This window comes from Agarivorans sp. D1326, assembly GCF_056958115.1.
Genome location: NZ_JBTWEN010000001.1, coordinates 191,096 through 213,068 on the forward strand (window position 1 = coordinate 191,096; position 21,973 = coordinate 213,068).

At 45.1% G+C, this 21,973-nt stretch carries 16 protein-coding genes; 10 read left to right on the top strand and 6 right to left on the bottom strand.

Features of this window, described 5'->3' with window-relative positions; all coding sequences use genetic code 11:
- Complete coding sequence (locus ACYFDN_RS00825) at positions 1-1,353, top strand: hypothetical protein (RefSeq protein ID WP_016401893.1); 1,353 nt, start codon at positions 1-3, stop codon at positions 1,351-1,353.
- A gap of 20 nt (positions 1,354-1,373) precedes the next feature.
- On the opposite strand, the gene ACYFDN_RS00830 is transcribed toward ACYFDN_RS00825, so the two are convergent.
- From ACYFDN_RS00830 to ACYFDN_RS00840, 3 genes are all read right to left on the bottom strand, one after another.
- Positions 1,374-1,565: a bacterioferritin-associated ferredoxin gene (locus tag ACYFDN_RS00830; RefSeq protein ID WP_016401894.1), complete on the bottom strand. Its 192-nt coding sequence runs from the start codon at positions 1,563-1,565 to the stop codon at positions 1,374-1,376.
- 71 nt (positions 1,566-1,636) lie between these two features.
- Complete coding sequence (locus ACYFDN_RS00835; RefSeq protein WP_016401895.1) at positions 1,637-2,389, bottom strand: Nif3-like dinuclear metal center hexameric protein; 753 nt, start codon at positions 2,387-2,389, stop codon at positions 1,637-1,639.
- 66 nt (positions 2,390-2,455) lie between these two features.
- Positions 2,456-2,659: a DUF2517 family protein gene (locus ACYFDN_RS00840; protein WP_016401896.1), complete on the bottom strand. Its 204-nt coding sequence runs from the start codon at positions 2,657-2,659 to the stop codon at positions 2,456-2,458.
- Positions 2,660-2,795: 136 nt separating this feature from the next.
- On the opposite strand from ACYFDN_RS00840, the gene ACYFDN_RS00845 reads away from it, so the two are divergent.
- Complete coding sequence (locus ACYFDN_RS00845) at positions 2,796-3,605, top strand: DUF1853 family protein (RefSeq protein WP_483509692.1); 810 nt, start codon at positions 2,796-2,798, stop codon at positions 3,603-3,605.
- 2 nt (positions 3,606-3,607) lie between these two features.
- Here ACYFDN_RS00845 and fbp read toward each other — a convergent pair whose 3' ends face one another.
- Positions 3,608-4,618: a class 1 fructose-bisphosphatase gene (gene fbp / locus ACYFDN_RS00850; RefSeq protein ID WP_016401898.1), complete on the bottom strand. Its 1,011-nt coding sequence runs from the start codon at positions 4,616-4,618 to the stop codon at positions 3,608-3,610.
- Between the two features lie 220 nt (positions 4,619-4,838).
- Here fbp and imuA point away from each other — a divergent pair, with 220 nt between their 5' ends.
- Genes imuA through ACYFDN_RS00870 form a run of 4 tightly spaced genes read left to right on the top strand, consistent with a single transcriptional unit; the run spans position 4,839 to position 10,606 of the window.
- Positions 4,839-5,465, top strand: a complete 627-nt coding sequence (gene imuA / locus ACYFDN_RS00855; RefSeq protein WP_016401899.1) for a translesion DNA synthesis-associated protein ImuA — start codon at positions 4,839-4,841, stop codon at positions 5,463-5,465.
- A gap of 27 nt (positions 5,466-5,492) precedes the next feature.
- A complete protein-coding gene (locus ACYFDN_RS00860) occupies positions 5,493-6,875 on the top strand; it encodes a Y-family DNA polymerase (protein ID WP_483509693.1) in 1,383 nt (460 codons plus the stop codon).
- The gene (locus ACYFDN_RS00865) at positions 6,875-9,934 is read left to right on the top strand and encodes an error-prone DNA polymerase (RefSeq protein WP_483509694.1); all 3,060 of its coding nucleotides are present in this window, start codon (positions 6,875-6,877) and stop codon (positions 9,932-9,934) included. The genes ACYFDN_RS00860 and ACYFDN_RS00865 overlap by 1 nt, the downstream gene beginning before the upstream one ends.
- A gap of 36 nt (positions 9,935-9,970) precedes the next feature.
- A complete protein-coding gene (locus ACYFDN_RS00870) occupies positions 9,971-10,606 on the top strand; it encodes a CDP-alcohol phosphatidyltransferase family protein (protein ID WP_472591117.1) in 636 nt (211 codons plus the stop codon).
- 150 nt (positions 10,607-10,756) lie between these two features.
- On the opposite strand, the gene ACYFDN_RS00875 is transcribed toward ACYFDN_RS00870, so the two are convergent.
- Positions 10,757-11,527, bottom strand: coding sequence for an SDR family NAD(P)-dependent oxidoreductase (locus tag ACYFDN_RS00875; RefSeq protein WP_483509695.1), 771 nt, complete (start codon positions 11,525-11,527; stop codon positions 10,757-10,759).
- Positions 11,528-11,980: 453 nt separating this feature from the next.
- Positions 11,981-12,700: a FadR/GntR family transcriptional regulator gene (locus ACYFDN_RS00880; RefSeq protein WP_152780902.1), complete on the bottom strand. Its 720-nt coding sequence runs from the start codon at positions 12,698-12,700 to the stop codon at positions 11,981-11,983.
- A gap of 476 nt (positions 12,701-13,176) precedes the next feature.
- Here ACYFDN_RS00880 and ACYFDN_RS00885 point away from each other — a divergent pair, with 476 nt between their 5' ends.
- The 4 genes from ACYFDN_RS00885 (at position 13,177) to ACYFDN_RS00900 (ending at position 21,973) form a co-directional block, all read left to right on the top strand.
- Positions 13,177-14,952 carry a sodium:solute symporter family protein gene (locus ACYFDN_RS00885; RefSeq protein ID WP_016403663.1) on the top strand — a complete coding sequence of 592 codons (1,776 nt, stop codon included), beginning with the start codon at positions 13,177-13,179 and terminating at the stop codon, positions 14,950-14,952.
- 917 nt (positions 14,953-15,869) lie between these two features.
- On the top strand, positions 15,870-17,135 hold the full coding sequence (locus ACYFDN_RS00890; protein ID WP_483509696.1) for a TolC family protein: 1,266 nt from the start codon (positions 15,870-15,872) through the stop codon (positions 17,133-17,135).
- Between the two features lie 12 nt (positions 17,136-17,147).
- On the top strand, positions 17,148-18,851 hold the full coding sequence (locus ACYFDN_RS00895; RefSeq protein ID WP_483509697.1) for an efflux RND transporter periplasmic adaptor subunit: 1,704 nt from the start codon (positions 17,148-17,150) through the stop codon (positions 18,849-18,851).
- The gene (locus ACYFDN_RS00900) at positions 18,851-21,973 is read left to right on the top strand and encodes an efflux RND transporter permease subunit (protein WP_483509698.1); all 3,123 of its coding nucleotides are present in this window, start codon (positions 18,851-18,853) and stop codon (positions 21,971-21,973) included. Before ACYFDN_RS00895 ends, ACYFDN_RS00900 begins: the two co-directional genes overlap by 1 nt.

Consider the following 21,973-nt stretch of genomic DNA (forward strand, 5'->3'; position numbering starts at 1 on the left):
ATGACGGCAGGGTCATTTGCTTTAAATGACGAAGAATTGGCGCTTCTATTAGCGCCAAGCTCAGCCCCTGCCTCTTCAAAATTACTTCGAGTATTGTGGTTTCAACAAACGCCTATTTGTAACACCTCCCCCATTGAACACATTTCTGTCCAACAAGTTGATGAATTACAGCTGCAGCTTCAGCAATCCAATGAATTTGACGCGATTGTTTTAAACTGTGCCAAATTGAATAGTGAGCAGCTAGCTTTACTCGCTGATTTACTTGAAGAGCAATCGCAGATTTCGGTATTTTTGATAGGTGAAATGCCCGCAATGTCATTTGACTTACCCGATTTTATCTACTGCTATAGCCAGCAGGAGTTAGATGAACAGTTCGCTCATTGGGGCGACAGCATTAACCAACAGTACCAACAATGGGCTAACAATAAGTTCGTTTACTTATATAACCCTCGACCTACCGAACCATTGCGGCAACAAGTGCAAGAGTTAGGTTTTAGCTTTTGTGAGTATTGGCAGCCGCAGCAGCAAGGTATTGCTCAGCAACTCCAACAGGCTAACTTAGTGATGCTGGCAGTATATGATGATGATCCACATATCATTGATACCATAGAGCGTCTTGCGGCTATCTTGCACCGCCCTGGCTTAATACTGGTTTTTCAAGAGCAATCTAAACTGAAAAACAGCATAATTTTGCTGGCGAAGCATTACGGTTTAAATCTATATACGTCGATCACGGTTGGGCAATTCAAAACCCAAATAGGCTACTTGAGCCGTCAATTTTTCCGCTTATATCGCCACAAGTTAAATCAGCTTAGTCATGCCACTAAACATAGCCAGTATCTGATTCATGCAACGACAGACAACAGCTTAGTTGGCTACTGGGATTGGCCAACAAGCATTGAACAAGACGAGCAATTTAATGCCCCTGTTAATGCAGTATATTGGCACCACTTTAAGCAAGAGCTGAATCACCGTAATTTGACGCTAACGCAAATAGCCGATCATTACTCAGAAATGATGTTGGTGTTTAGCCCTGAGCTGCCCATGGAAAATCTAACCAGCTTAGTGCGTATTAAACAACAAAACGTACAACTAGCTTGGCAACCCAACTTAGTGGCTCAACTAATAAACAATCCCACAGTGTTGGACTTAATTGATGTGCTAGTGATTTCTTTGGATATGTGGATTTTGCTCAACGTAAATAATGACAATCGTGGATATTGGCAAACCATAAAGCAGCGCTGTTTAGAGAAACAGGTGTCGTTAGCGATATTAGGCGTGCAGCCTGAGCTTATTCAATATTGGCGGGATAAAGGATTTGATTTGTTAATTCACCGCGATGAAGCGGATTAAGTAGCCTAAGCAAATGCTTACTAGGCTACTTCGTAGTACTTAGGTGTAATAGATAATTCTTTATCAATGATGGTTTTTGCCATTCTGGCACATTTTCCACACTCAGAAGCAACGCCATTCTTTTTGCGTACATCAGCTAAGTTTTCACAGCCCTGTTGTACTGCTTCTTTAATTTGCTTATCAGTAATGCCGTGGCATAAACATACAAACATTGCTTCACCTCATCAATCACAATAAAGCAATTATATTGCGAACCATTATCATTCGCAATATCTTTTTAGGCTTATACCGGATTATCTACATCAATAAAGGTAACATCTAGGTCGTGAGTTTCTGCCAACCACTCCCCTAGTGCCTGCGCGCCATAACGTTCGGTAGCGTGGTGGCCAGCGGCAAAGTAATCAATGCCCATCTCACGCGCAGTGTGTACGGTGTTTTCAGAGATTTCGCCACTAATAAATGCATCTAAGCCCTGCTCAGCTGCCAAACCAAGGTAGGATTGACCACCACCAGTGCAAATACCTACTTTTTGAATGCTATGGCCATTAGCGATATGTAAAGGTTTACGCTGCAGCACCTGCTCGATACGTTTGGCAAACTCTTCACCGGAAAGTGGCTCTTCTAACTTACCTACCATGGCTACACTACGCGGATCCCACGCTTCCAGACCTCGCTTCAAAGTAATGCCAAGGCGCTTAGCGAGCTGTGCATTATTACCAAGTTCAGGATGTACATCTAAGGGTAAGTGATAGCCATAAAGGTTAATATCGTGGTTTAACAGCGCTTGCAGGCGACGACGCTTCATACCGGTAACCACTGCCGCTTCGTTTTTCCAAAAGAAGCCGTGATGAACCAAGATAGCGTCGGCTTTATGCTCAATAGCTTGGTCAATTAAGGCTTGGCAAGCTGTAACACCAGTAACAACTCGCTTAACCTCTGCACGACCTTCTACTTGTAAGCCATTGGGACAGTAGTCTTTAAACTTAAAGCTTTCTAAGTGCTGGTTTAATATGTTTTCTAATCGGGTATTTTTCATTACATTAACTCACAATGGTTTGGCACATTGTAAGTAGCAGACCCAGCTTTAAACAAGCCTTATAGATTAGAACAAAACAAACTGGTTAATTTTGTCAGCTTGCTGCATCCAACTTGGACGATCATTGCGCTTAATCCACTGGCGGTGCAATGCGCTATAGAAAGGCGCTCTTAGGCCGGCAAGGGCAACAAAAGGGAAAGAAACCAAACCCACTAAAAATAGTGCGATACGACGAACGATGATAATGCTGGTAGAAAATTGCTTACTCATTTCGAACACCTCAACTGGTTAGACCACTAAATAGTAGCTAACATTTGGTAATAAAACTACAAAAACCGGTAAAACAGTCGAAATAAAAAGCAAAATCTTTAAATAAGTGTAAATTAGTAACAAAAAAGCAACATTTGTGAATAAAAAAGCATGGGAAAATGATCTGCACTGGTGTTTAAACGCGCCTGCTTTGCTGCCTCATGCCCTGCCTTTTATGGTTGACTCTACCTGGCAACAACAGTGGCAATGGACGCTTAAGGAGCATTTACCCCATATAGCTGAGCCACAGGCTAACTCTCGCTTAGGTTTATATTTTGAGCAATTGTGGCGGGGCTTAATTGGAGCACACCCAGAATGGCAGTTACTCGCCGATAATGTCGCTGTGCAACAACATGGGCGTACCCAAGGCGCTATCGATTTTTTGCTGGTAAACCATCAGCAGCAACAAATAGAGCACTGGGAGCTAGCGGTGAAGTTTTACCTAGCACGCAATGCTTCACCTTGCGCTTCTGATTACTTGGGGCCCAATCAACAAGACAGACTAAGCAATAAGCTCAGTAAATTACTGCTCAAGCAAATCCCTTTAGGTAAACACCCACAAATCCAAGCATTAGCCCAAAACTATGCTAACTACTCTTTTAAACAGCGCATTGTGTTGCCCGGGTATTTGTTTAAATTGGGCAATGATAGCCTCCCCACTCCACAAAATTTGCATTGGTATAGCCTAACTCAATGGCAGGCAATGCAAGCTCAAGGGTGGTATATATTAGCTAAGCAGCAATGGCTTAGCCCTAACGCTTATCCACTAAGCAAAGCAGGTAATGTAGTAGATGTTTCACGAGGCCCTGTACAACTTTACTTACCAGAGCAAGCTAAGCAGCAGGAAAAGCGTATCTTTGTTTGCCCTGATGATTGGCTCACCAGGGCAAACAATATTAAGAGCTAGTTTTACTGTTCTTCAGATGAATACTCTCGCATCATCTCTTCAACGGTTTCAACCATATGTTTACTGCCACAAAAGAAGGGAACCCGCTGATGCAGCTCTTCTGGTTCAATATCCATAATACGAGTAAAGCCATCACTGGCCTTGCCCCCTGCCTGCTCAATCAAAAAGGCCATCGGATTACATTCATACAATAAACGTAACTTCCCTTTAGGTGCAGAGGCCGTTGAGGGGTAGATGTAAATTCCGCCTTTTAGCAAGTTGCGGTGAAAATCAGACACTAAAGATCCAATGTAACGCGAGGTATAAGGTCGATTGGTTTCTGGTTCAATTTCTTGGCAGTACTTTAAGTACTTCTTAACCCCAGTTGGAAACTTAAGGTAATTACCTTCATTGATTGAGTAAATTACCCCGTCATCAGGAATGGTCATATTCTCATGAGAAAGGTAAAACACCCCTAACGATGGATCACAGGTAAAACCATGTACCCCATGACCAGTGGTATATACCAGCATCGTCGATGAACCATATACCACATATCCTGCAGCAACTTGGCGATGACCCGGTTGCAAAAAGTCCTCTAATACTGCTGGCGCACCACAAGGGCTGATACGCTTATAAATTGAGAAAATGGTCCCAACCGACACATTTACGTCAATATTTGAGGAACCGTCTAAAGGATCCATTAGCACAACGTATTTACTGTCGATAGAACGAGCACTGTCAAAACTAACAAACTCATCTTCTTCTTCTGAGGCTACGCCACATACCTCACCACGCGCTTCAAGCGCAGCTTTAAATTTCTCGTTCGCATATAAATCTAATTTTTGTTGCACTTCTCCTTGCACATTTTCTACGCCAGTAGCGCCGATAATATCAACTAACCCTGCTTTGTTGATCTCACGGTTAACTACTTTAGCGGCTAAACGAATAGCCCCTAATAGCTGAGTAAGCTCCCCTGTGGCATCGGGAAACTGGTGTTGTTTTTCTATTATGTATTCACCAAGAGTTATCATTTTAATCCCTATTTATTAGCACGCTTCCTATGAAAACCTTTTCAGTCTTCAATGTTATTTTGCAAGTATTTACGAAAAATTACTAGCACATCAGTTTAATTGTCATACATATAAAGCAAAAAAACATTTGCAAAATCTCCAAACAAAGAATACTGTATATCCATACACTGTATAAAAAAACAGTTAAACTTCGACATTGACTTAGAGCATGGAGCGAACAATGGCACAACAAATTGAACAACTGCTACAAAGCAACAAGGTATGGCAAGGCAGCCAATGGCAACACAGTCATCTTGACGTTCATTCAAGTGGCTTTGCACAACTCGACCAACAACTACCTAACCATGGTTGGCCACAGGGCGGCATCACCGAGGTGCTGTACGAAAAACATGGCATTGGCGAGTTACAATTATTGCTTCCTGCTCTAGCTAAGCTTAGTCAACAATCGCGCTGGATTATTTGGGTTGCACCGCCATTTATGCCTAATGCCCCTGCACTACAACAGCACGGCGTAGATATTAGTAAAGTCATTGTTATTCGACCTGAGCAGTGTAGCGATGCCCTGTGGACCATTGAGCAAGCATTAAAAAGTGGCTCTTGTAGCGCAGTATTAGGCTGGTTAGACGGCTTAGATTTAAAAGCCAGCCGCCGCTTGCAGTTAGCAGCAGAACAAGGAGATTGCTTAAGTTATTTATTTAGACCGCTACAGCAACAACAGCAAAGCTCTAGCGCCAGCGTAAGAATGGCCTTGCACCCTAGCAAGTCACCAGAACACATTAACTACCATCTGCTAAAACGTCGTGGCGGCGCCCCGCTCTATGAGCAACACATTCCACGACTTAATTAATGCCGATGCCTTTTATGCAAGTGCAACATGTATTGGATTTACCTTGATTTTCCCCAGCTCGCGTTGGACCTACTACAACGCGAGCACCCCAGCCAACAAGCCTTGGCAATACACCACAACAAGCAAATTATTCAGTTAAACCAAGTTGCACATAATTTGGGGGTGTATTTAGGCTGCTCACTCAATACGGCTTATCAGCTAGCACCTCAGCTCTGCTTATACCAACAAAGCGATTTATCTTGCGATGCTTACTTTATGGGTTTAGCTCAACAGGCTTTGCACTATTGCGCTCAAGTCGCTACTCATCCCGACAATGGCTTATATATAAGTGGTGCCGGTATGCATACCATTTACCCTAAACCAGAGCAGCATATATCTAAGTTGGTACAACACTATCAGCAACAACAGCTTAGCTTTCGTATTGCCCATGCCCATAGCGCGATAGCTGCCCGCTGGTTAGCTCGCTCACAAGATATCAAGCAAGCAGGATCGGGAATTACTCAGCTAGCCGATTTACCACTGAACTTTAGTGACTTACCCTCTCACCAAATCACGGCTTTACAAGCGATGGGCTTATATACCATTAAACAACTTAATGGTTTGCCTCGGCCAGAGCTGCGTAAACGTTTAGGCGAAGACAGCCTAGCGTTACTCGATCAAGCTAATGGGCGATTAACGACTCCACTGCGCTTCATCACAGCACAAGCCCATTACCAACAACGTTTTCCTTTGTTAGCCGAAACCAACACAATTCAAGGTTTAATGTTTTCACTGAAACAGGCTTGCCAACATTTTCAGCAGTGGTTAAGACAACACCAGCTTTGCAGCAATATATTGGTACTGCATTTAAACTTTAGAGATAAACCCAGCGAACAAATTATCTTAAAAAGTGCTCGTTTATTACAAACCAGCCAAGATTGGCTAGCACTATTTCGTTTAAAGTTGGAATCTACTCGCCTAGCAGCTGCGGTGATTGAATTTAGCTTAGATTGCCAAGCTCTTTATCCCCTTGGTCACCAAATCACCGGTTTGTTTGAACAACAGCAACCCATTGGTGATAGCTTGCTGTTTGACCAATTAAGTGTGCGCTTGGGCGAGCAAGCAATTAGCCGCTTAAGCTGCCAAGCAGATTTTCGCCCCGAATTTGCCAGCCAATACCAGCCTTTGTCTCAGCATGAGACACTTAATTACCCTAAACAGTTTACTCGCCCCTGCTGGTTACTGCCGCAGCTAAAACCCATCAATATTGAACATTACACCCTACTCTCTGAGCCCGAACGCATCGCTAGCGGGTGGTGGGATGAACAAAGCATTAACCGAGATTACTACATGGCGCAAAGTCCCAATCAAGGCCTGGCTTGGGTATGCCAAGAAAAACAACAGTGGTACCTGCACGGCTGGTTTGCCTAATGAATAACACTCTTTTTGCCGAGCTTAATGCCCAGAGTAACTTTAGTTTTTTATACGGCGCTTCACACCCAGAAGAAATGGTAGAGCAAGCTCAACGTTACGGCTATCAAGCCATTGCCATTACTGATGAATGCTCATTAAGTGGAGTTGTTCGAGCCCACCAAGCCGCCGAACCATTGGCCATTAAGCTTATTGTAGGTAGCCAGTTCACCACCGATGAACAATGCCAATTGGTGGTTCTGGCTAAAAATCTTAAAGGTTATCAGCAACTTTGTCGCTTTATTACCCAAGCAAGAAAGCACAGTAAAAAAGGCAGTTATCAAGTCACACTACAACAATTTGATCAACGACTTAACCAATGCTTACTCTTGGTTAAAGCCACTCCTGCCCTACAAGCAATACACCTTAAGCAACTACAGCAACAATTGTCTCAAAGACTCTATTTACTGTTACATAACGACTTATCTCAACCCACTAAAGTGCTAAACAGTTACAGGCAATTAGCCAAACAACACGCAATGCCCTGCCTTGCATCCATTAACCCACGCATGCACTTGGCTAATAGAAAGCGCTTAGCCGACATTCTTGATGCCATTCGCCAACACAGCACAGTGCAGCAAGCCGGTTTTTTATTAAGCAGTAATGCCGAACGTCGCCTATTACAGTGGCCTCATTTGCAACAGCGCTACTCTAGTGACGAATTAGCCCTTAGCACTCAACTTGCTGCGCAATGTTGTTTTAGTCTTAATGAGATCCGCTACCAATATCCTAAAGACAATGTACCGGCGGGTTACAGCGCTCAGCAATATCTGCGAGAACTTGTTGAAACAGGCATACAACAGCGTTTTGGTGAGCAGCTTTCTGCTGAACTACGAGCGCAAATCGAACATGAGTTGAGCTTAATTAGCGAGCTAAATTACGAACACTACTTTCTCACTATTTACGATATTGTGGCCTACGCACGGCAGCAAAACATTCTCTGCCAAGGGCGAGGCTCTGCCGCCAACTCAGTGGTGTGTTATTGCTTACATATTACCGAAGTTAACCCCAGCCAAGTGGGCTTACTATTTGAGCGTTTTATTTCTAAAGAACGTAATGAACCACCAGATATCGATGTCGATTTTGAACACCAGCGCCGCGAAGAAGTCATTCAATACATCTATCAAAAATACGGCCGTGAGCGCGCTGCTTTAGCTGCCAGTATTGTCACCTACCGCACCCGCAGTGCAATTAACGAAATAGGTAAAGCCTTAGCTATTCCTGCGCATATACTACATGGCCTTAACCACAATATTGATTGGCGTGATGGCAGTAACTCAACCAGCCAAAAAATTGTTCAGGCTAGCCTATTACCAGAAGCTAATGCACGTAATTTTGCTGAACTAGTGGAACAACTACGCGGCTTTCCTCGTCACTTGTCACAACATGTGGGCGGTTTTGTTATTGCCCAAGACAAGCTGTGTGACTTAGTCCCCATAGAAAATGCCGCCATGGCCGATCGCACTATCATCCAGTGGGATAAAGATGACTTAGAAGCACTACATTTAATGAAAGTGGATGTACTGGCTTTGGGAATGTTAAGCGCCATTCGCCGCTGCCTTGCCAGCTTAAGCCAACGAGAACAACGCACCATTAGCCTTAGCGATATTCCACAAGATGATAGCGCCACTTACGACATGTTATGCAAAGGCGACAGTGTGGGCATTTTCCAGGTTGAGTCACGAGCACAAATGAGCATGTTGCCGCGGCTAAAACCACGAAACTATTATGATCTAGTGATAGAAGTGGCGATTGTTCGCCCCGGCCCAATTCAAGGCGATATGGTGCACCCTTACTTGCGCCGACGTAATGGCGAAGAACCGGTAGATTACCCTAGCCCAGAAGTAGAAGCCGTATTAGCGCGCACCCTTGGCGTGCCAATTTTTCAAGAACAAGTAATTAAGTTAGCCATGGTAGCAGCAGGATTTAGTGGCGGCGAAGCAGACCAACTGCGTCGCGCTATGGCCACTTGGAAGCGCAACGGCAAGCTAGCCTACTTTCGCGATAAACTCATCAACGGCATGCAACAGCGCGGCTACCCTGCCGCATTTGCTGAGCGTTTGTTTTCGCAAATTCAAGGTTTTGGTGAATACGGCTTTCCCGAGTCTCATTCAGCCAGTTTCGCCTTACTGGTTTACATTTCGTCTTGGCTTAAATGCCATGAGCCTGCTGCATTTTGCTGTGCACTACTTAATAGCCAACCCATGGGCTTTTATAGCCCCAGCCAATTAATTCAAGATATACAACGCCACGGAGTGAGTATTCTGCCCATCGACATTAACCAAAGCGATTGGGAACATAGCCTCGACTACAGCCAAGATCCGAAGGGCGCAATTAGATTAGGGTTAAAACAAGTAAAAGGACTAAACAAACAAAAGTTTGCTCGCTTATTAGCAAATCGACCGAGCCAAGGTTTTAGGCAACTCAGTGAATTAACCCAGCAACTCGACAAAACCAGCTTAGAGTCTTTAGCCACTGCCGACGCTTTTGCCTGTTTAGCTGGGCATCGCCACCAAACCCGCTGGCAAATGAGCGGTACCGAGGCCCCCTTACCACTATTTGCTATGCCCAAAGAAGCACCGGTAAACTTAACTGCACCTAGTGAAATAGAAGATATTCGCCAAGACTACCGCGCAACGCGGGTTAGTTTACGGCGACATCCACTGCATTTATTACGTGAACACCAAGCATTAAAAAATTGTTACTCACAAGCGCAATTGCATCACTGTAAACACGGTCAGTTAGTTAAGGTGGCAGGTTTAGTGGTGGGTCGGCAACGGCCAGGATCTTCAGCCGATGTCACCTTCGTCACCTTAGAAGATGAAACGGGCAACAGCAATGTGATAGTCTGGTCAGCAACGGCTAAAGCGCAGCGCCAAGCTCTTATTTCTTCTCGTCTTCTAAAAGTACACGGACGATTAGAACGCTGCGATGAAGTGATACATATTATTGCAGGGAAGCTTGAAGACTGTTCGTGGTTACTCGCCGATTTATCGGTACGCTCGCGAGACTTTCGCTAAGCATGCGATAGATAAACAACAGCAAATAGGACAACAATGTTAGACCGTTACGCCATAAAAATTATAAAAGCACCATTAGATTACAGCGCTAAACAACTCGATAATGCCGGTTTAAGCGCCAATCAAATTACCCTTATTGGTTTTTTTATTGGTTTAAGCGCCATCCCTTTTCTCGCTTTTCAGCAATACCATGTTGCCTTGGCGCTTATTTTACTCAACCGGACTTTTGATGGCTTAGACGGTGCATTAGCGCGCCGACAAGGTTGCAGTGATTTTGGCGGCTACCTCGACATTGTTTGCGATTTTATTTTTTACTCCGGCATTGTGTTAGGTTTTGCGCTAGCAGCTCCCGAGCAAAATGCCGTTGCGGCCAATGTACTTATTTGGACCTTTATGGGCACCGGTTCAAGCTTCTTAACCTTTGCGATTATGGCCGCTAAGCGCAACATTGATAACACCGTGTATCCGCATAAGTCTTTGTATTATTTAGGTGGCTTAACGGAAGGAACAGAAACTATCGCCACCTTTGTACTATTTTGTTTGTTCCCACAGCACTTCGCTAAGTTGGCATTTATATTTGCCGCTTTATGCAGCATTACAACGGTAACTCGCATACTGGCAGCTAAAGCCACATTTACCGATAACGGCGGCACTAACAACACCGCAGCGTAAACAAAAAAACCGGTAATACTCTGTATTACCGGTGGCAACTTGCCAAACTAAGCGTCAAAACAATAACAGGCAGGAATTATTGTTCACCAAACACTTAGCGGTTTATGTAACTTAACAGCGCGAATCACTGCGCCAAGCCTTAACGCTGCACTACTCTGCAGCTAGGCTGTTATAAGCATTAATACTCATACCCGCGGTAAAGCCACCATCTACCCCTATCGTTTGTCCGTTAACAAAGGCACAGTCGGGAGCGGCCAAAAAATGAATAATGGCAGCAACCTCTTCCGGCTCGGCAATACGACCCAATGGCACCGCTTTATGCTCCATGCGTAGTTGAGGTTCACCACCTTCGGCTCGCGCCATTGGTGTATCCACCGAAGTTGGGCAAATGGCATTCACTCGAATATTTTGCTCACCTAATTCCAAGGCTGCGGTTTTAGTTATCCCCAATACCGCCCACTTAGAACTTACATAAGGGGCTAAGTAAGGTACGCCTTGCACACCCGCAGCAGACGCAACATTTACAATGCTGCCGCCCTGGCCCATATATTGTGTGGCGTGTTTAATGCCATATACCACACCCATGGTGTTCACATTAAAATTGAAATCAAAGTCTTCTTTTTCAGACTCAAGCAATGTGTTGTAGCCGCGATTAACCCCAGCGCAATTAACAACGATGTCGATTTTCCCGCATAAATCATTGGCGACAGCCATTAAGTTGCGCACGGAGTTCTCATCAGATACATCAGTTTTTACAAAAATGCCGCCAATGCGTTCAGCAAATTCGATAGCATTTTTTCGCCCGGCAATCACTACAGTTGCACCCGCTTTTGCCATACGCTCGGCTGCTGCTGCACCAATACCAGAAGTGCCACCGGTAATTACCGCTACTTTACCGTCTAAATTAAATAGTTGATTCATCTTTTCACCTCTTATCGTTTGCGCAGCTCTATGCCGCCTTGAATAACGACAAGTTACCGAAGTTGACCGTTCTAACAGAGTTACACACTGGAACCTTAGGTAAGTTACCTAAGCAAAAAGGCTTGAATACAGACACCGGTAAAAGTACTACAAAACCCCACATCGCAAAGTGAATCAAACCTACCCAATCGGATAAATAACCAACTTATTCAGTAGTTTATATAAAATCTCAAATTTAAACGGAAAGTTGTAAATAAATGGCCAGCAAAAACTGCGAAATATAGGCGCTAAAAAATGGCTAAATAGACAGGATGGGTTAAGCGAAAAACAAGTGGGTGATTAGGCATTCAACTCTAACTCCACCTAAAAAACCTTTTCTTTTGTAATACATGAAATTTATCGATAGGCACAAAAAAGCCTCGCACTGCGAGGCTTTTTTTAGATTATTTGACCTTAAGCTACATTTTCTTCTGGCAATCGGTGGTTGCTATTATTTAGCAATGCCAAGTTTGCTTCGCGGGCCTTTTCTGGATCGCCAGCCATAATTGCTTGGTAAATAGCAGTATGCTCTGACATACAAGTTCCACCATCTTTTGACGAATGCTGGAAAAATCCAATGAACATTACCTGCAATACATTAGCAAAAGGAATATAAAAGCTGTTGCCAGTGGCTAAGTATACTGTGCGGTGAAACTGCAGATCTGTTTCTACCCATTCACTTTGGTCTTCACTCTTGGCGATCTCGACCATACGCTGATAATACTCAGACAATTTCATCCGCTGTTCAGCACTGGCATTAATAGCAGCTAACGCGGCAGCTTCTGGCTCAATAGCACGACGCAAGGCTAAAAACTCGGTGAGTGTATCACTTGTTTCGCCCACACCTGACATCCAACTTAACAGTTGAGAATCTAACATATTCCAATGTTCACGACTTTTAACTCGTGTACCAATTTTAGGGCGAGATTCCAGCAAGCCTTTAGAGCTTAAGTGCTTAATTGCTTCACGCAAAGCAGTTCTGCTTACGCCGAATTGTTCACACAATTCCATCTCCGATGGAATAATACTGTCTTGAGGAAGCGCGCCAGACAAAATACTTTTGGCAATCTCCCTTGCTACTTGTAAGTGTAAACTGCGCGAAGCGCCTTCAATCATTGCAAATTCGTTAGCCATAGGTGTCCTTTTTACTATCCTATGAATTCATCCATTCATATTAATTTAGTGCAGCAATTTCGATGCTGCCCGACTAATGTATGCCTACGTTAACAGATTTAAAAATTTACACTACCCGAATAACGATAGTGTTTTGATATTACTGTACTTTTTTCAATACACCCTAGGCTAAAAACAGTCAAAAACTGTCGCTAATTACCGACACCTGACTATTTATCGAACAACAAATGTATTACAAATTGTGAGGTAGATTGCAGCCACCAAATTGGTATTTTGTTACATTTCGTTTATTCGAAATCCCCTCCCCTAATATTCGAACTATCATTTGAGAGTAATTTGATGGGATCCAGATAACGTTTTCAACTGGATTACATATAAAAGTGAGATCGGAATCGCAGTTAGACCTATATGTCATACAATAATGCCATAGTGCTTGTTAAGGTAAGCGCATCTACTATGGAAGAGGAATAACAGAAATGGATTTAAACGTCCTGATTGTACTCATTTACTTTTGCTTTTTGATCGCCATTGGCTGGATGTTCAGAACATTTACCAATAATACCAGCGACTACTTTCGTGGGGGCGGTAAAATGCTCTGGTGGATGGTAGGTGCAACCGCCTTTATGACCCAATTTAGCGCTTGGACTTTTACCGGCGCAGCAGGTAAAGCCTATAACGACGGTCTTGCCGTTGCCATTATCTTCGTAGCCAATGCCTTTGGTTACTTCATGAACTACGCCTACTTCGCGCCTAAGTTCCGCCAACTACGCGTAGTAACGGTTATTCAAGCAATTCGCATGCGTTTTGGTAAGTATAACGAACAAGTATTTACTTGGTCGGGTATGCCTAACAGTGTGGTATCTGCAGGTATCTGGTTAAACGGCTTAGCCATTATTGCTTCTGGTATTTTTGGTTTTGATATGACCTGGACCATTGTATTAACCGGTCTTGTCGTTCTAATTATGTCTGTTACCGGTGGCTCTTGGGCTGTTATTGCATCCGACTTTATGCAAATGGTTGTGATTATGGCAGTAACCGTAACCTGTTGTATTGTTGCCATTATTCACTCTGGTGGTGTTGGTAATATTCTAGATGAATTCCCTCGTGACTTTGTTATCGGTGACAACCTTAACTACGTAAGCATCTTAACTATTTGGGCATTCTTCATCTTTGTTAAGCAGTTTAGCATTACCAATAACATGCTTAACTCTTACCGCTACCTTGCGGCTAAAGATTCAAAGAACGCCAAAAAAGCTGCATTACTAGCTTGTTGTTTAATGACCTTAGGTCCTGTTATCTGGTTTATTCCACCATGGTTCTTAGCCGGTCAAGGCGTTGACTTAGCCGCTATGCACCCAGAAATGGGCAGTAAAGCCGCTGATGCCGCTTACCTAGCCTTTGTTGAACTATACATGCCAGCCGGTATGGTGGGTCTGCTTATTGCCGCAATGTTTGCTGCCACCATGAGCTCTATGGACTCTGGCCTAAACCGTAACTCTGGTATCTTTGTTAAAAACTTCTACGAACCAGTACTACGCCCACATGCTTCAGAAAAAGAACTAGTAGCAGTATCTAAAATCACCTCTACGGTATTTGGTATTCTTATTATTCTCTTCGCCCTATTCATTAACTCATTAAAAGGTTTGAGTTTATTTGATGCGATGATGTTTGCTGGTGCAATGCTAGGTTTCCCAATGACGATTCCTGCTTTCCTAGGCTTCTTTATCAAGAAAACGCCTGATTGGGCTGGCTGGGGCACCCTACTTGTTGGTGCTGGTGTGTCTTACATCGTAGGTTTTGTAATCGGACCTCAACATATTCAAGACTTGTTTGGCTTAGAACAAGAGCTTACTAACCGCGAATGGAAAGATCTTAAAGTAGCAATTGCCCTAATCGGTCACATTACTTTAACTGGCGGCTTCTTTGTAATGTCTCAACTGTTCTACAAAGGTTTGAGTGAAGAGCGTTCAAAAGACGTAGACAAATTCTTCAACAACTTGCACACGCCATTAGTTAACGAATCTGCCGAACAAGAAGTGTTAGATAACAAACAACGTAGCATGTTAGGCAAATTAATCGCAGCAGCGGGTGCCTTTGTAATGTTGTTAGTTGTTCTTCCAAACAGCCTTGGTGACCGTTTAGTGTTCATCCTTTGTGGTGCCATTATTCTTGCGGTGGGTGTACTGCTTATTAAAGCAAACACCAGCAATAAGAAGCCACCTCTTAGCCAAGCTGTAGAAACCGAGTCTTAGTAAGACCTGTAGCAACAAGGAACTGACCATTCCTTCTTTTGCAGTGTTTAGGGTGTTGGCCTAAACACTGCCTTTTTGCTTTTAGCCTCCAACAAAAACAACAGGCTTTAAGCCCTCCTCTTTTAGGTAGATAAACAAAAAAGCTAAGCACAAAGTGCTTAGCTTTTTATTTGTAACAATTACCTTTACTCAAAGCTAAATTGCCAGCTGCACACCAACTCTATTGTCGACAGGCAAAGGTGTTTGGTCATTTTGGCTTAAATGAACCATTCTAAGTTTGTAACCCAACTCATTGCTGCCCCATAGTGAGTTAGTGCTGTTCACCAGAAATTTGGGGCCTGGCTATTTCTAGTAGAATCTAGAATGAGACTCCATCAGCAATTAATTCGACGGCCCTTATCTAGTTTGACTGGTTAGAACGCATGTCCTCCGAAGTAGATTATTAAGACTTGTTTTTAAACTAATTTCTCGCTGTTGCTAAAATTGCTTGCAGTAATCTTCGCCTTTGACTTACTATCACGATGATATGAAAGCTTTGTTTTTGATCTTTGTGTTTTGCTTACAAATGGTATCCGGCGTTTCTAGCGCTTCGGAGCATTCTTCGCATGCGCAAAAACATAGTGCCGATCAAGAAATAATGCAGATGACTATGGATTGCCATAATGATGGCAATATTCCTGACAATGAGAATAAATCTAAGCTGGATGACTTATGTAAGTTAGATTGTCAGTTGTCATTGTGTGCTGCAACGCCTGCATTCATATCTTCCAGCCTACACTTCATACCGCAGCCACAAAGTGCAGCGACCAGTTTTTACACTTTTAATCTCCACCCGTCTTTACAGGAACTACCCTTCAGACCCCCTCTTACTGTTTGATTTAGTTAACTATTTTTTAAATCAACAGTAAGGAAGAAATATGTTTATTCCCTCTTGCAAAGAGGTTGTGCTTGTCGTTGCGCTATCAACAAGTGCCACGGTGATAGCCGCCCCTTTAAATATTGAACGTGCAGTAGAGCTAGCGCTTAGTAGCGATCCCTCTGAGAATTTATATGCTCAGCGACAACAACAAATTGCTGCCATGGGAGTGCAGAGTGGTCAGCTAAAGGACCCTATGATCAGGTTAGGTCTCGCGAACCTACCCACTGATAGCTTCAAATTTGACCAAGACCCTATGACTCAGCTGAGTGTTGGGCTTGCCCAAGAGTTTAGCCGAGGCAATACCCGTGAGCTAAGCGGCCAGCGTTACCAAATATTGGAGCAGCAAACTGGCTATCAAGCTGCTGAGCGTCGCTTGGAACTTAGCCAGCAAATCCGACAAATGTGGTTAAGTGTGCGTTTCGCTAATACGGCACAACATCTTTTAGCCGAAAACAAGCAATTGTTCGCTCGCAATGTCGAGCACGTGCGTGGCCAGTTTGAATTGGGCTACAAGCAAAGCCAAGACCTGTTCCAAGCAGAACTACAACTAAGTAAGTTTGATGAGCAGATCGCGGCCTTTTCCCAGCAAGAACAAGCCTATCGAGGACAGCTAGCAACGTGGCTTGGCGCTCAGGCTTATCAACCATTTGATAGCGCACTTCCGCAATGGGATGCCACCGCTAATTATGTAGAGCAAGCCAATACCGAACACTACACACTGCTGTCGCAGCACCCTCTGGTGTTGGTGAAACAAGCCGCCATTGACGAGGCTGAAAAACAAATCGAAATCGCAAATGAGGCCTACAAGCCCGCCTTTAAAGTCGAAGTCGGATATGGCCATCGAAACAGTCGTGATATGGATGGGAGTGCTCGTCCCGATTTGGTTTCTGGTTTTTTGTCTATGGACGTCCCATTGTTCACCGATAAACGTCAAGACCAGGCGGTTATTTCAGCTACACGTGGCAAGGGTGTGAAGCAAGCAGAGCGCGACCTAGTGCTAAAAAACATGAATGGTAGGCTCAATGGTCAGGTTGCACAGGTACAAAACCTTAACCTGCGCTTAGCTCGCTATCAGCAAACTTTGTTGCCACAAGCCCAAGCTAATACCCAAGCCGCTATCCAAGGTTATCAATCTAATACAGTGAGCTTTGATCTAGTGGTCAAGGCTTTCATGGATGAAACTGCCTTGCAGTTGGAGTTTGAACAGTTACAAACCCAGCAGTACCAATCCCTTGCCCAAGTCCGTTATTTTCAGGCCCTGTAGGAGTAGAACCGAATGAATAAATTTGTATTAAGCAGTCTATTTCTAGCCCTTGGCTTGGGCGGAGGTTACTTCGCAAATAGTTTGATACAGCACCAGCATAGTGCGGGTAGCCACGCAGACCTCAATACCTCGGGAGAAGCTGAGCCACTTTACTGGGTAGCACCAATGGACCCTAACTATCGCCGTGACAAGCCGGGCAAATCTCCTATGGGGATGGACCTGATCCCAGTTTTTGAGGAAAACCAATCTGCTAGCCAACCCGGCTTAGTCACCATCGATCCGAGTGTTGAGAATAACCTAGGTGTGAGAACTGCCAAGGTTGAGCTGAACAGTTTCGCCACGGCCATTGAAACCGTGGGCACACTAAACCTGAACGAGAATACCCAGTGGCAACTTAATAGCAGGGTTGCAGGTTGGGTTGAAAAGCTGCCGGTAAAAGCAGAGGGCGAGCGTGTTGATGCAGGCCAATACCTTATGTCTATTTACTCTCCGGAGTTGGTTAAGGCCCAAGATGACTTACTCAATGCCCTGAACATGGGTAATAAGCGTTTGATTGAGTCAGCTAAGACTCGACTCAATGTACTGGGTATGTCTGATCAGCAAGTTAAGCGCGTGACCAATAAGCGTCGTAGCGAGCAGCTAATTGAACTATATGCCCCTAGCTCAGCTTACATCACTAAGCTTGGTGTTAGGGAAGGCGCTTACATTACCCCCACTACCACGCTAGTTGATGCCGGAGCCTTGGACAGCATTTGGTTAATCGGTGAATTATTCGAGTCGCAAGCAGGCTTAGTGGCGCAGGGTGACCGAGTAGAAATGCGTGTGGATAGCTACCCCGGACAAACCTGGCAAGGTCAAATTGACTACATCTATCCCAACCTTGACCCGCAAACTCGCACCCTGCGTGTTCGCATGGAGTTTGCCAATGATGACGAGCGGCTCAAACCAAATATGTATGCTCGAGTCAGTGTCTCCTCGGCACAAGCGAGCCAAGTATTAACCATTCCTAGCGAAGCGGTGATTAGAGGCGGCCGCTTTGATCGCGTAGTAATGAAACGAGGCGCAGGAAAGTATCAAAGCGTACGAGTTGAAGTAGGTCGCGAAAGCCAGGGGCAAGTGGAAATACTTGAAGGCTTGATGAGTGGTGACACTATCGTGACCAGTGCCCAATTTATGTTGGATTCTGAATCTAGCTTGAGCGCTGATTTCAGTCGCATTGGCCCCCCAGATCGGCTTACCGAGTCGGTAGTGGCAAGTGGTGTGGTAATGGCGGTAAAAGACGGAACCCTCACTATTGCCCATGAACCCGTACCTGAGTGGGAATGGCCAGGTATGGTGATGGACTTTCCATTGGAACAGGCTGAAATTACCGAGCAGATCGTGCCGGGAAGAGAACTCAAATTTACCATTAACAAACAAGACAATCAGTTTCCCATTTCCAAGCTTGTTCCAGGTGACTTGAATCCTGATGCATTGAAGCAATCAGCGATGGGTCATGACCACAGCAGTATGGATCACAGCTCCATGGACCACTCTCAAATGGACCACGGCAGTATGGATCACAGCACCATGGACCACTCTCAAATGGACCACGGCAGTATGGACCATTCACAGATGGGGCATCGTCCACAGCAAAATGCGGATATCGATACAAGCACCTTAGTGGATGAAGATTTAGATTGGCTGGATTTTGATGATGAAGAGGGAGAGCAGTAATGATCCCTAGTATTATTCGTTGGTCGATACACAATCGTTTTTTAGTCTTGGTCTCGACGCTCGCTATTTTGGTCTACGGTGGTTTCGCCATCAAAAATACGCCCGTCGACGCCATCCCGGACTTGTCAGATGTGCAGGTCATCATTAAGACCTCGTATCCAGGCCAAGCTCCACAGGTGGTTGAAGATCAGGTTACCTATCCCTTGACCACCGCCATGTTATCAGTACCGGGTGCGCAGACCGTGCGTGGCTACTCCTTCTTTGGTGATTCCTATGTCTACATCATTTTTGAAGATGGTACCGATATTTACTGGGCACGTTCGCGGGTACTAGAGTACTTATCGCAAGTCGCACCTAATTTGCCGGCAGCAGCAAAGCCCGCGCTAGGGCCTGATGCTACTGGGGTTGGCTGGGTATTTAGCTATGTCTTGGTCGATCGCACCGGTCAGCATGACCTTAGTCAGTTACGCAGTATTCAGGATTGGTTCTTGAAATACGAGCTGCAAACGGTTGCTGGTGTCAGTGAGGTAGCAACGGTCGGTGGAATGGTGAAACAGTATCAGATAAGCATCGATCCCGATCGTTTGCGAGCCTATCAACTGAGTCTTCCGCAGCTTAAGAACGCGATTTCCCAAGGCAACCAAGAGACCGGGGCCAGCGTGATTGAAATGGGTGAAGCCGAGTACATGGTACGCAGTAGTGGCTACATCAGTTCGATCGAAGACTTGCAACAATTACCATTAAAGCTCAACCCACAAGGTACCCCCTTGCTACTGGGTGATGTTGCCGATATTCAAATAGGGCCACAGATGCGCCGAGGACTCTCAGAGCTTGATGGCGAGGGAGAAGTGGTCGGTGGCGTAGTGGTGATGCGCTACGGGGAAAATGCCCAACAGGTCATTGCAGCTGTTAAAGACAAGCTAGACAGTTTGAGCACTTCACTGCCCGATGGCGTAGAAATTGTCACCACCTATGACCGCTCTGGCTTGATTGAACGTGCTGTAGAAAACCTCAAAGACAAATTGATTGAAGAGTTTGTTGTAGTGGTCTTAGTGTGTGCGGCCTTCCTGTTCCATATCCGCAGCTCACTGGTGGTATTGGTTAGTTTGCCCGTGGGGATCATTATCGCCTTCATCGTGATGAGTTGGCAGGGCATCAACGCCAACATCATGTCGTTGGGAGGCATCGCCATCGCCATTGGCGCGATGGTTGATGGAGCCATCGTAATGATTGAAAACGTGCACAAGCACATGGAGAAAACCGAGCTTACGGATGCCAATCGGTGGGAAGTGATTGGCAAAGCGGCTTCAGAGGTGGGGCCAGCTTTATTCTTCTCATTGTTGATCATTACCTTCAGCTTCGTGCCAGTCTTTGCCTTGCACGGCCAAGAAGGCAAGATGTTCTCGCCCTTGGCCTACACCAAGACCTACGCCATGGCGGCAGCCGCTGGCTTGGCTATTACGTTAGTGCCGGTACTTATGGGGTACTTTATTCGCGGCAAGGTGCTTGCAGAGCATAAGAATCCATTAAACAGGCTGCTCATAGCCAGCTACAAGCCATTACTCAACCTCAGCTTAAAAGCGCCAGTGTTGGTATTGCTTATCGCTGTCGCCTTAATCGGTGTAGGTTTTTATCCGGTAAATAAGATTGGTAGTGAGTTTATCCCGCCATTGGACGAGGGTGACTTGATGTACATGCCAACCACTTATCCTGGGATTAGTATAGGCAAGGCGCGAGAAGTCTTACAACAGACCAATAAGCTGATCAAGACAGTGCCAGAAGTAGAAAGGGTATGGGGTAAAGTCGGTCGTGCCGAAACAGCTACAGATCCGGCACCTCTTACTATGATTGAGACTTTCATTACGCTTAAGCCTCGAGAGCAATGGCGAGAAGGGATGTCCACCGACAAACTGCGCCAAGAGCTTGATAACTTGGTGAACTTTCCTGGATTGACCAATGCCTGGGTAATGCCGATTAAAACCCGTATCGATATGCTTGCGACTGGGATCAAAACGCCTATTGGCATCAAAATATCAGGGGAAGACCTCAGTGTAATAGAAACCATTGGTAAAGATATCGAGGAAATCCTTGGCCAAGTTCCTGGCACCGCTTCTGCATACGCTGAGCGTGTTGCAGGTGGACGCTATGTAAAAGTAGATATCGACCGAATTGCAACTGCTCGCTATGGCCTCAACATCGCCGATGTGCAAGCCGTCGTTTCTACAGCAATTGGCGGGATGAATGTGTCTGAGACAGTGGAAGGCTTAGAGCGCTACCCAATCAACTTACGCTATCCCCAGCGTTACCGCGACAGCGTAGAGCAACTGAAACTATTGCCTGTGGTCACGCCAAGTGGACTGCGATTGACCCTTGGTGATGTGGCAGCGGTTTACGTTGAAGACGGGCCCCCGATGATTAAGACCGAAAACGCACGCCCTAATGGCTGGATCTTCGTTGATATTGAAGGCCGTGACTTAGGCAGCTACGTACAAGATGCTAAGCAGTACGTGCAAGAGCATCTAACTCTGCCAGCGGGCTATTCAGTCAGTTGGTCAGGGCAATATGAATACATGGAACGCGCAGAAGCCACCTTGAAAGTGGTGGTACCGGCAACACTCGCCATCATCATGTTGCTGTTGTACATGGCCTTTAGGCGAGTGGGTGAAGTGCTACTAATCCTAGGCACCTTGCCCTTAGCGATGATTGGCGGCGTTTGGCTCATGTACCTATTGGGTTACAACTTCTCCATCGCCGTTGGCGTGGGTTTCATCGCTCTAGCTGGGGTAGCTGTAGAAATTGGCGTCATCATGCTGATTTATCTTAATCAATCACTTGAAGAGACCTTGTCCAAAAACAGCATTATTACCAAGCAACAATTACGCATAGCCATTGTTGAAGGCGCTGGTTTGCGCGTACGACCGGTGATGATGACCGTAGCCACGGTGATCATAGGCCTGATTCCGATTATGTATGGTGAAGGCACCGGCTCCGAAGTAATGCAAAGAATTGCTGCACCGATGATCGGCGGTATGGCCTCAGCGGTGGTATTAACCCTGCTAGTGCTGCCCTCAGTTTATTACTTATGGAAGCGCGTATCTCTGCGCAAACTAATTAACGAATAA

Coding starts and splice junctions, on each gene's coding strand:
- ACYFDN_RS00825 (WP_016401893.1), top strand. CDS start 1: ATGACGGCAGGGTCATTTGCTTTAAATGACGAAGAATTGGCGCTTCTA.
- ACYFDN_RS00830 (WP_016401894.1), bottom strand. CDS start 1,565: ATGTTTGTATGTTTATGCCACGGCATTACTGATAAGCAAATTAAAGAA.
- ACYFDN_RS00835 (WP_016401895.1), bottom strand. CDS start 2,389: ATGAAAAATACCCGATTAGAAAACATATTAAACCAGCACTTAGAAAGC.
- ACYFDN_RS00840 (WP_016401896.1), bottom strand. CDS start 2,659: ATGAGTAAGCAATTTTCTACCAGCATTATCATCGTTCGTCGTATCGCA.
- fbp (WP_016401898.1), bottom strand. CDS start 4,618: ATGATAACTCTTGGTGAATACATAATAGAAAAACAACACCAGTTTCCC.
- imuA (WP_016401899.1), top strand. CDS start 4,839: ATGGCACAACAAATTGAACAACTGCTACAAAGCAACAAGGTATGGCAA.
- ACYFDN_RS00860 (WP_483509693.1), top strand. CDS start 5,493: ATGTATTGGATTTACCTTGATTTTCCCCAGCTCGCGTTGGACCTACTA.
- ACYFDN_RS00865 (WP_483509694.1), top strand. CDS start 6,875: ATGAATAACACTCTTTTTGCCGAGCTTAATGCCCAGAGTAACTTTAGT.
- ACYFDN_RS00870 (WP_472591117.1), top strand. CDS start 9,971: ATGTTAGACCGTTACGCCATAAAAATTATAAAAGCACCATTAGATTAC.
- ACYFDN_RS00875 (WP_483509695.1), bottom strand. CDS start 11,527: ATGAATCAACTATTTAATTTAGACGGTAAAGTAGCGGTAATTACCGGT.
- ACYFDN_RS00880 (WP_152780902.1), bottom strand. CDS start 12,700: ATGGCTAACGAATTTGCAATGATTGAAGGCGCTTCGCGCAGTTTACAC.
- ACYFDN_RS00885 (WP_016403663.1), top strand. CDS start 13,177: ATGGATTTAAACGTCCTGATTGTACTCATTTACTTTTGCTTTTTGATC.
- ACYFDN_RS00890 (WP_483509696.1), top strand. CDS start 15,870: ATGTTTATTCCCTCTTGCAAAGAGGTTGTGCTTGTCGTTGCGCTATCA.
- ACYFDN_RS00895 (WP_483509697.1), top strand. CDS start 17,148: ATGAATAAATTTGTATTAAGCAGTCTATTTCTAGCCCTTGGCTTGGGC.
- ACYFDN_RS00900 (WP_483509698.1), top strand. CDS start 18,851: ATGATCCCTAGTATTATTCGTTGGTCGATACACAATCGTTTTTTAGTC.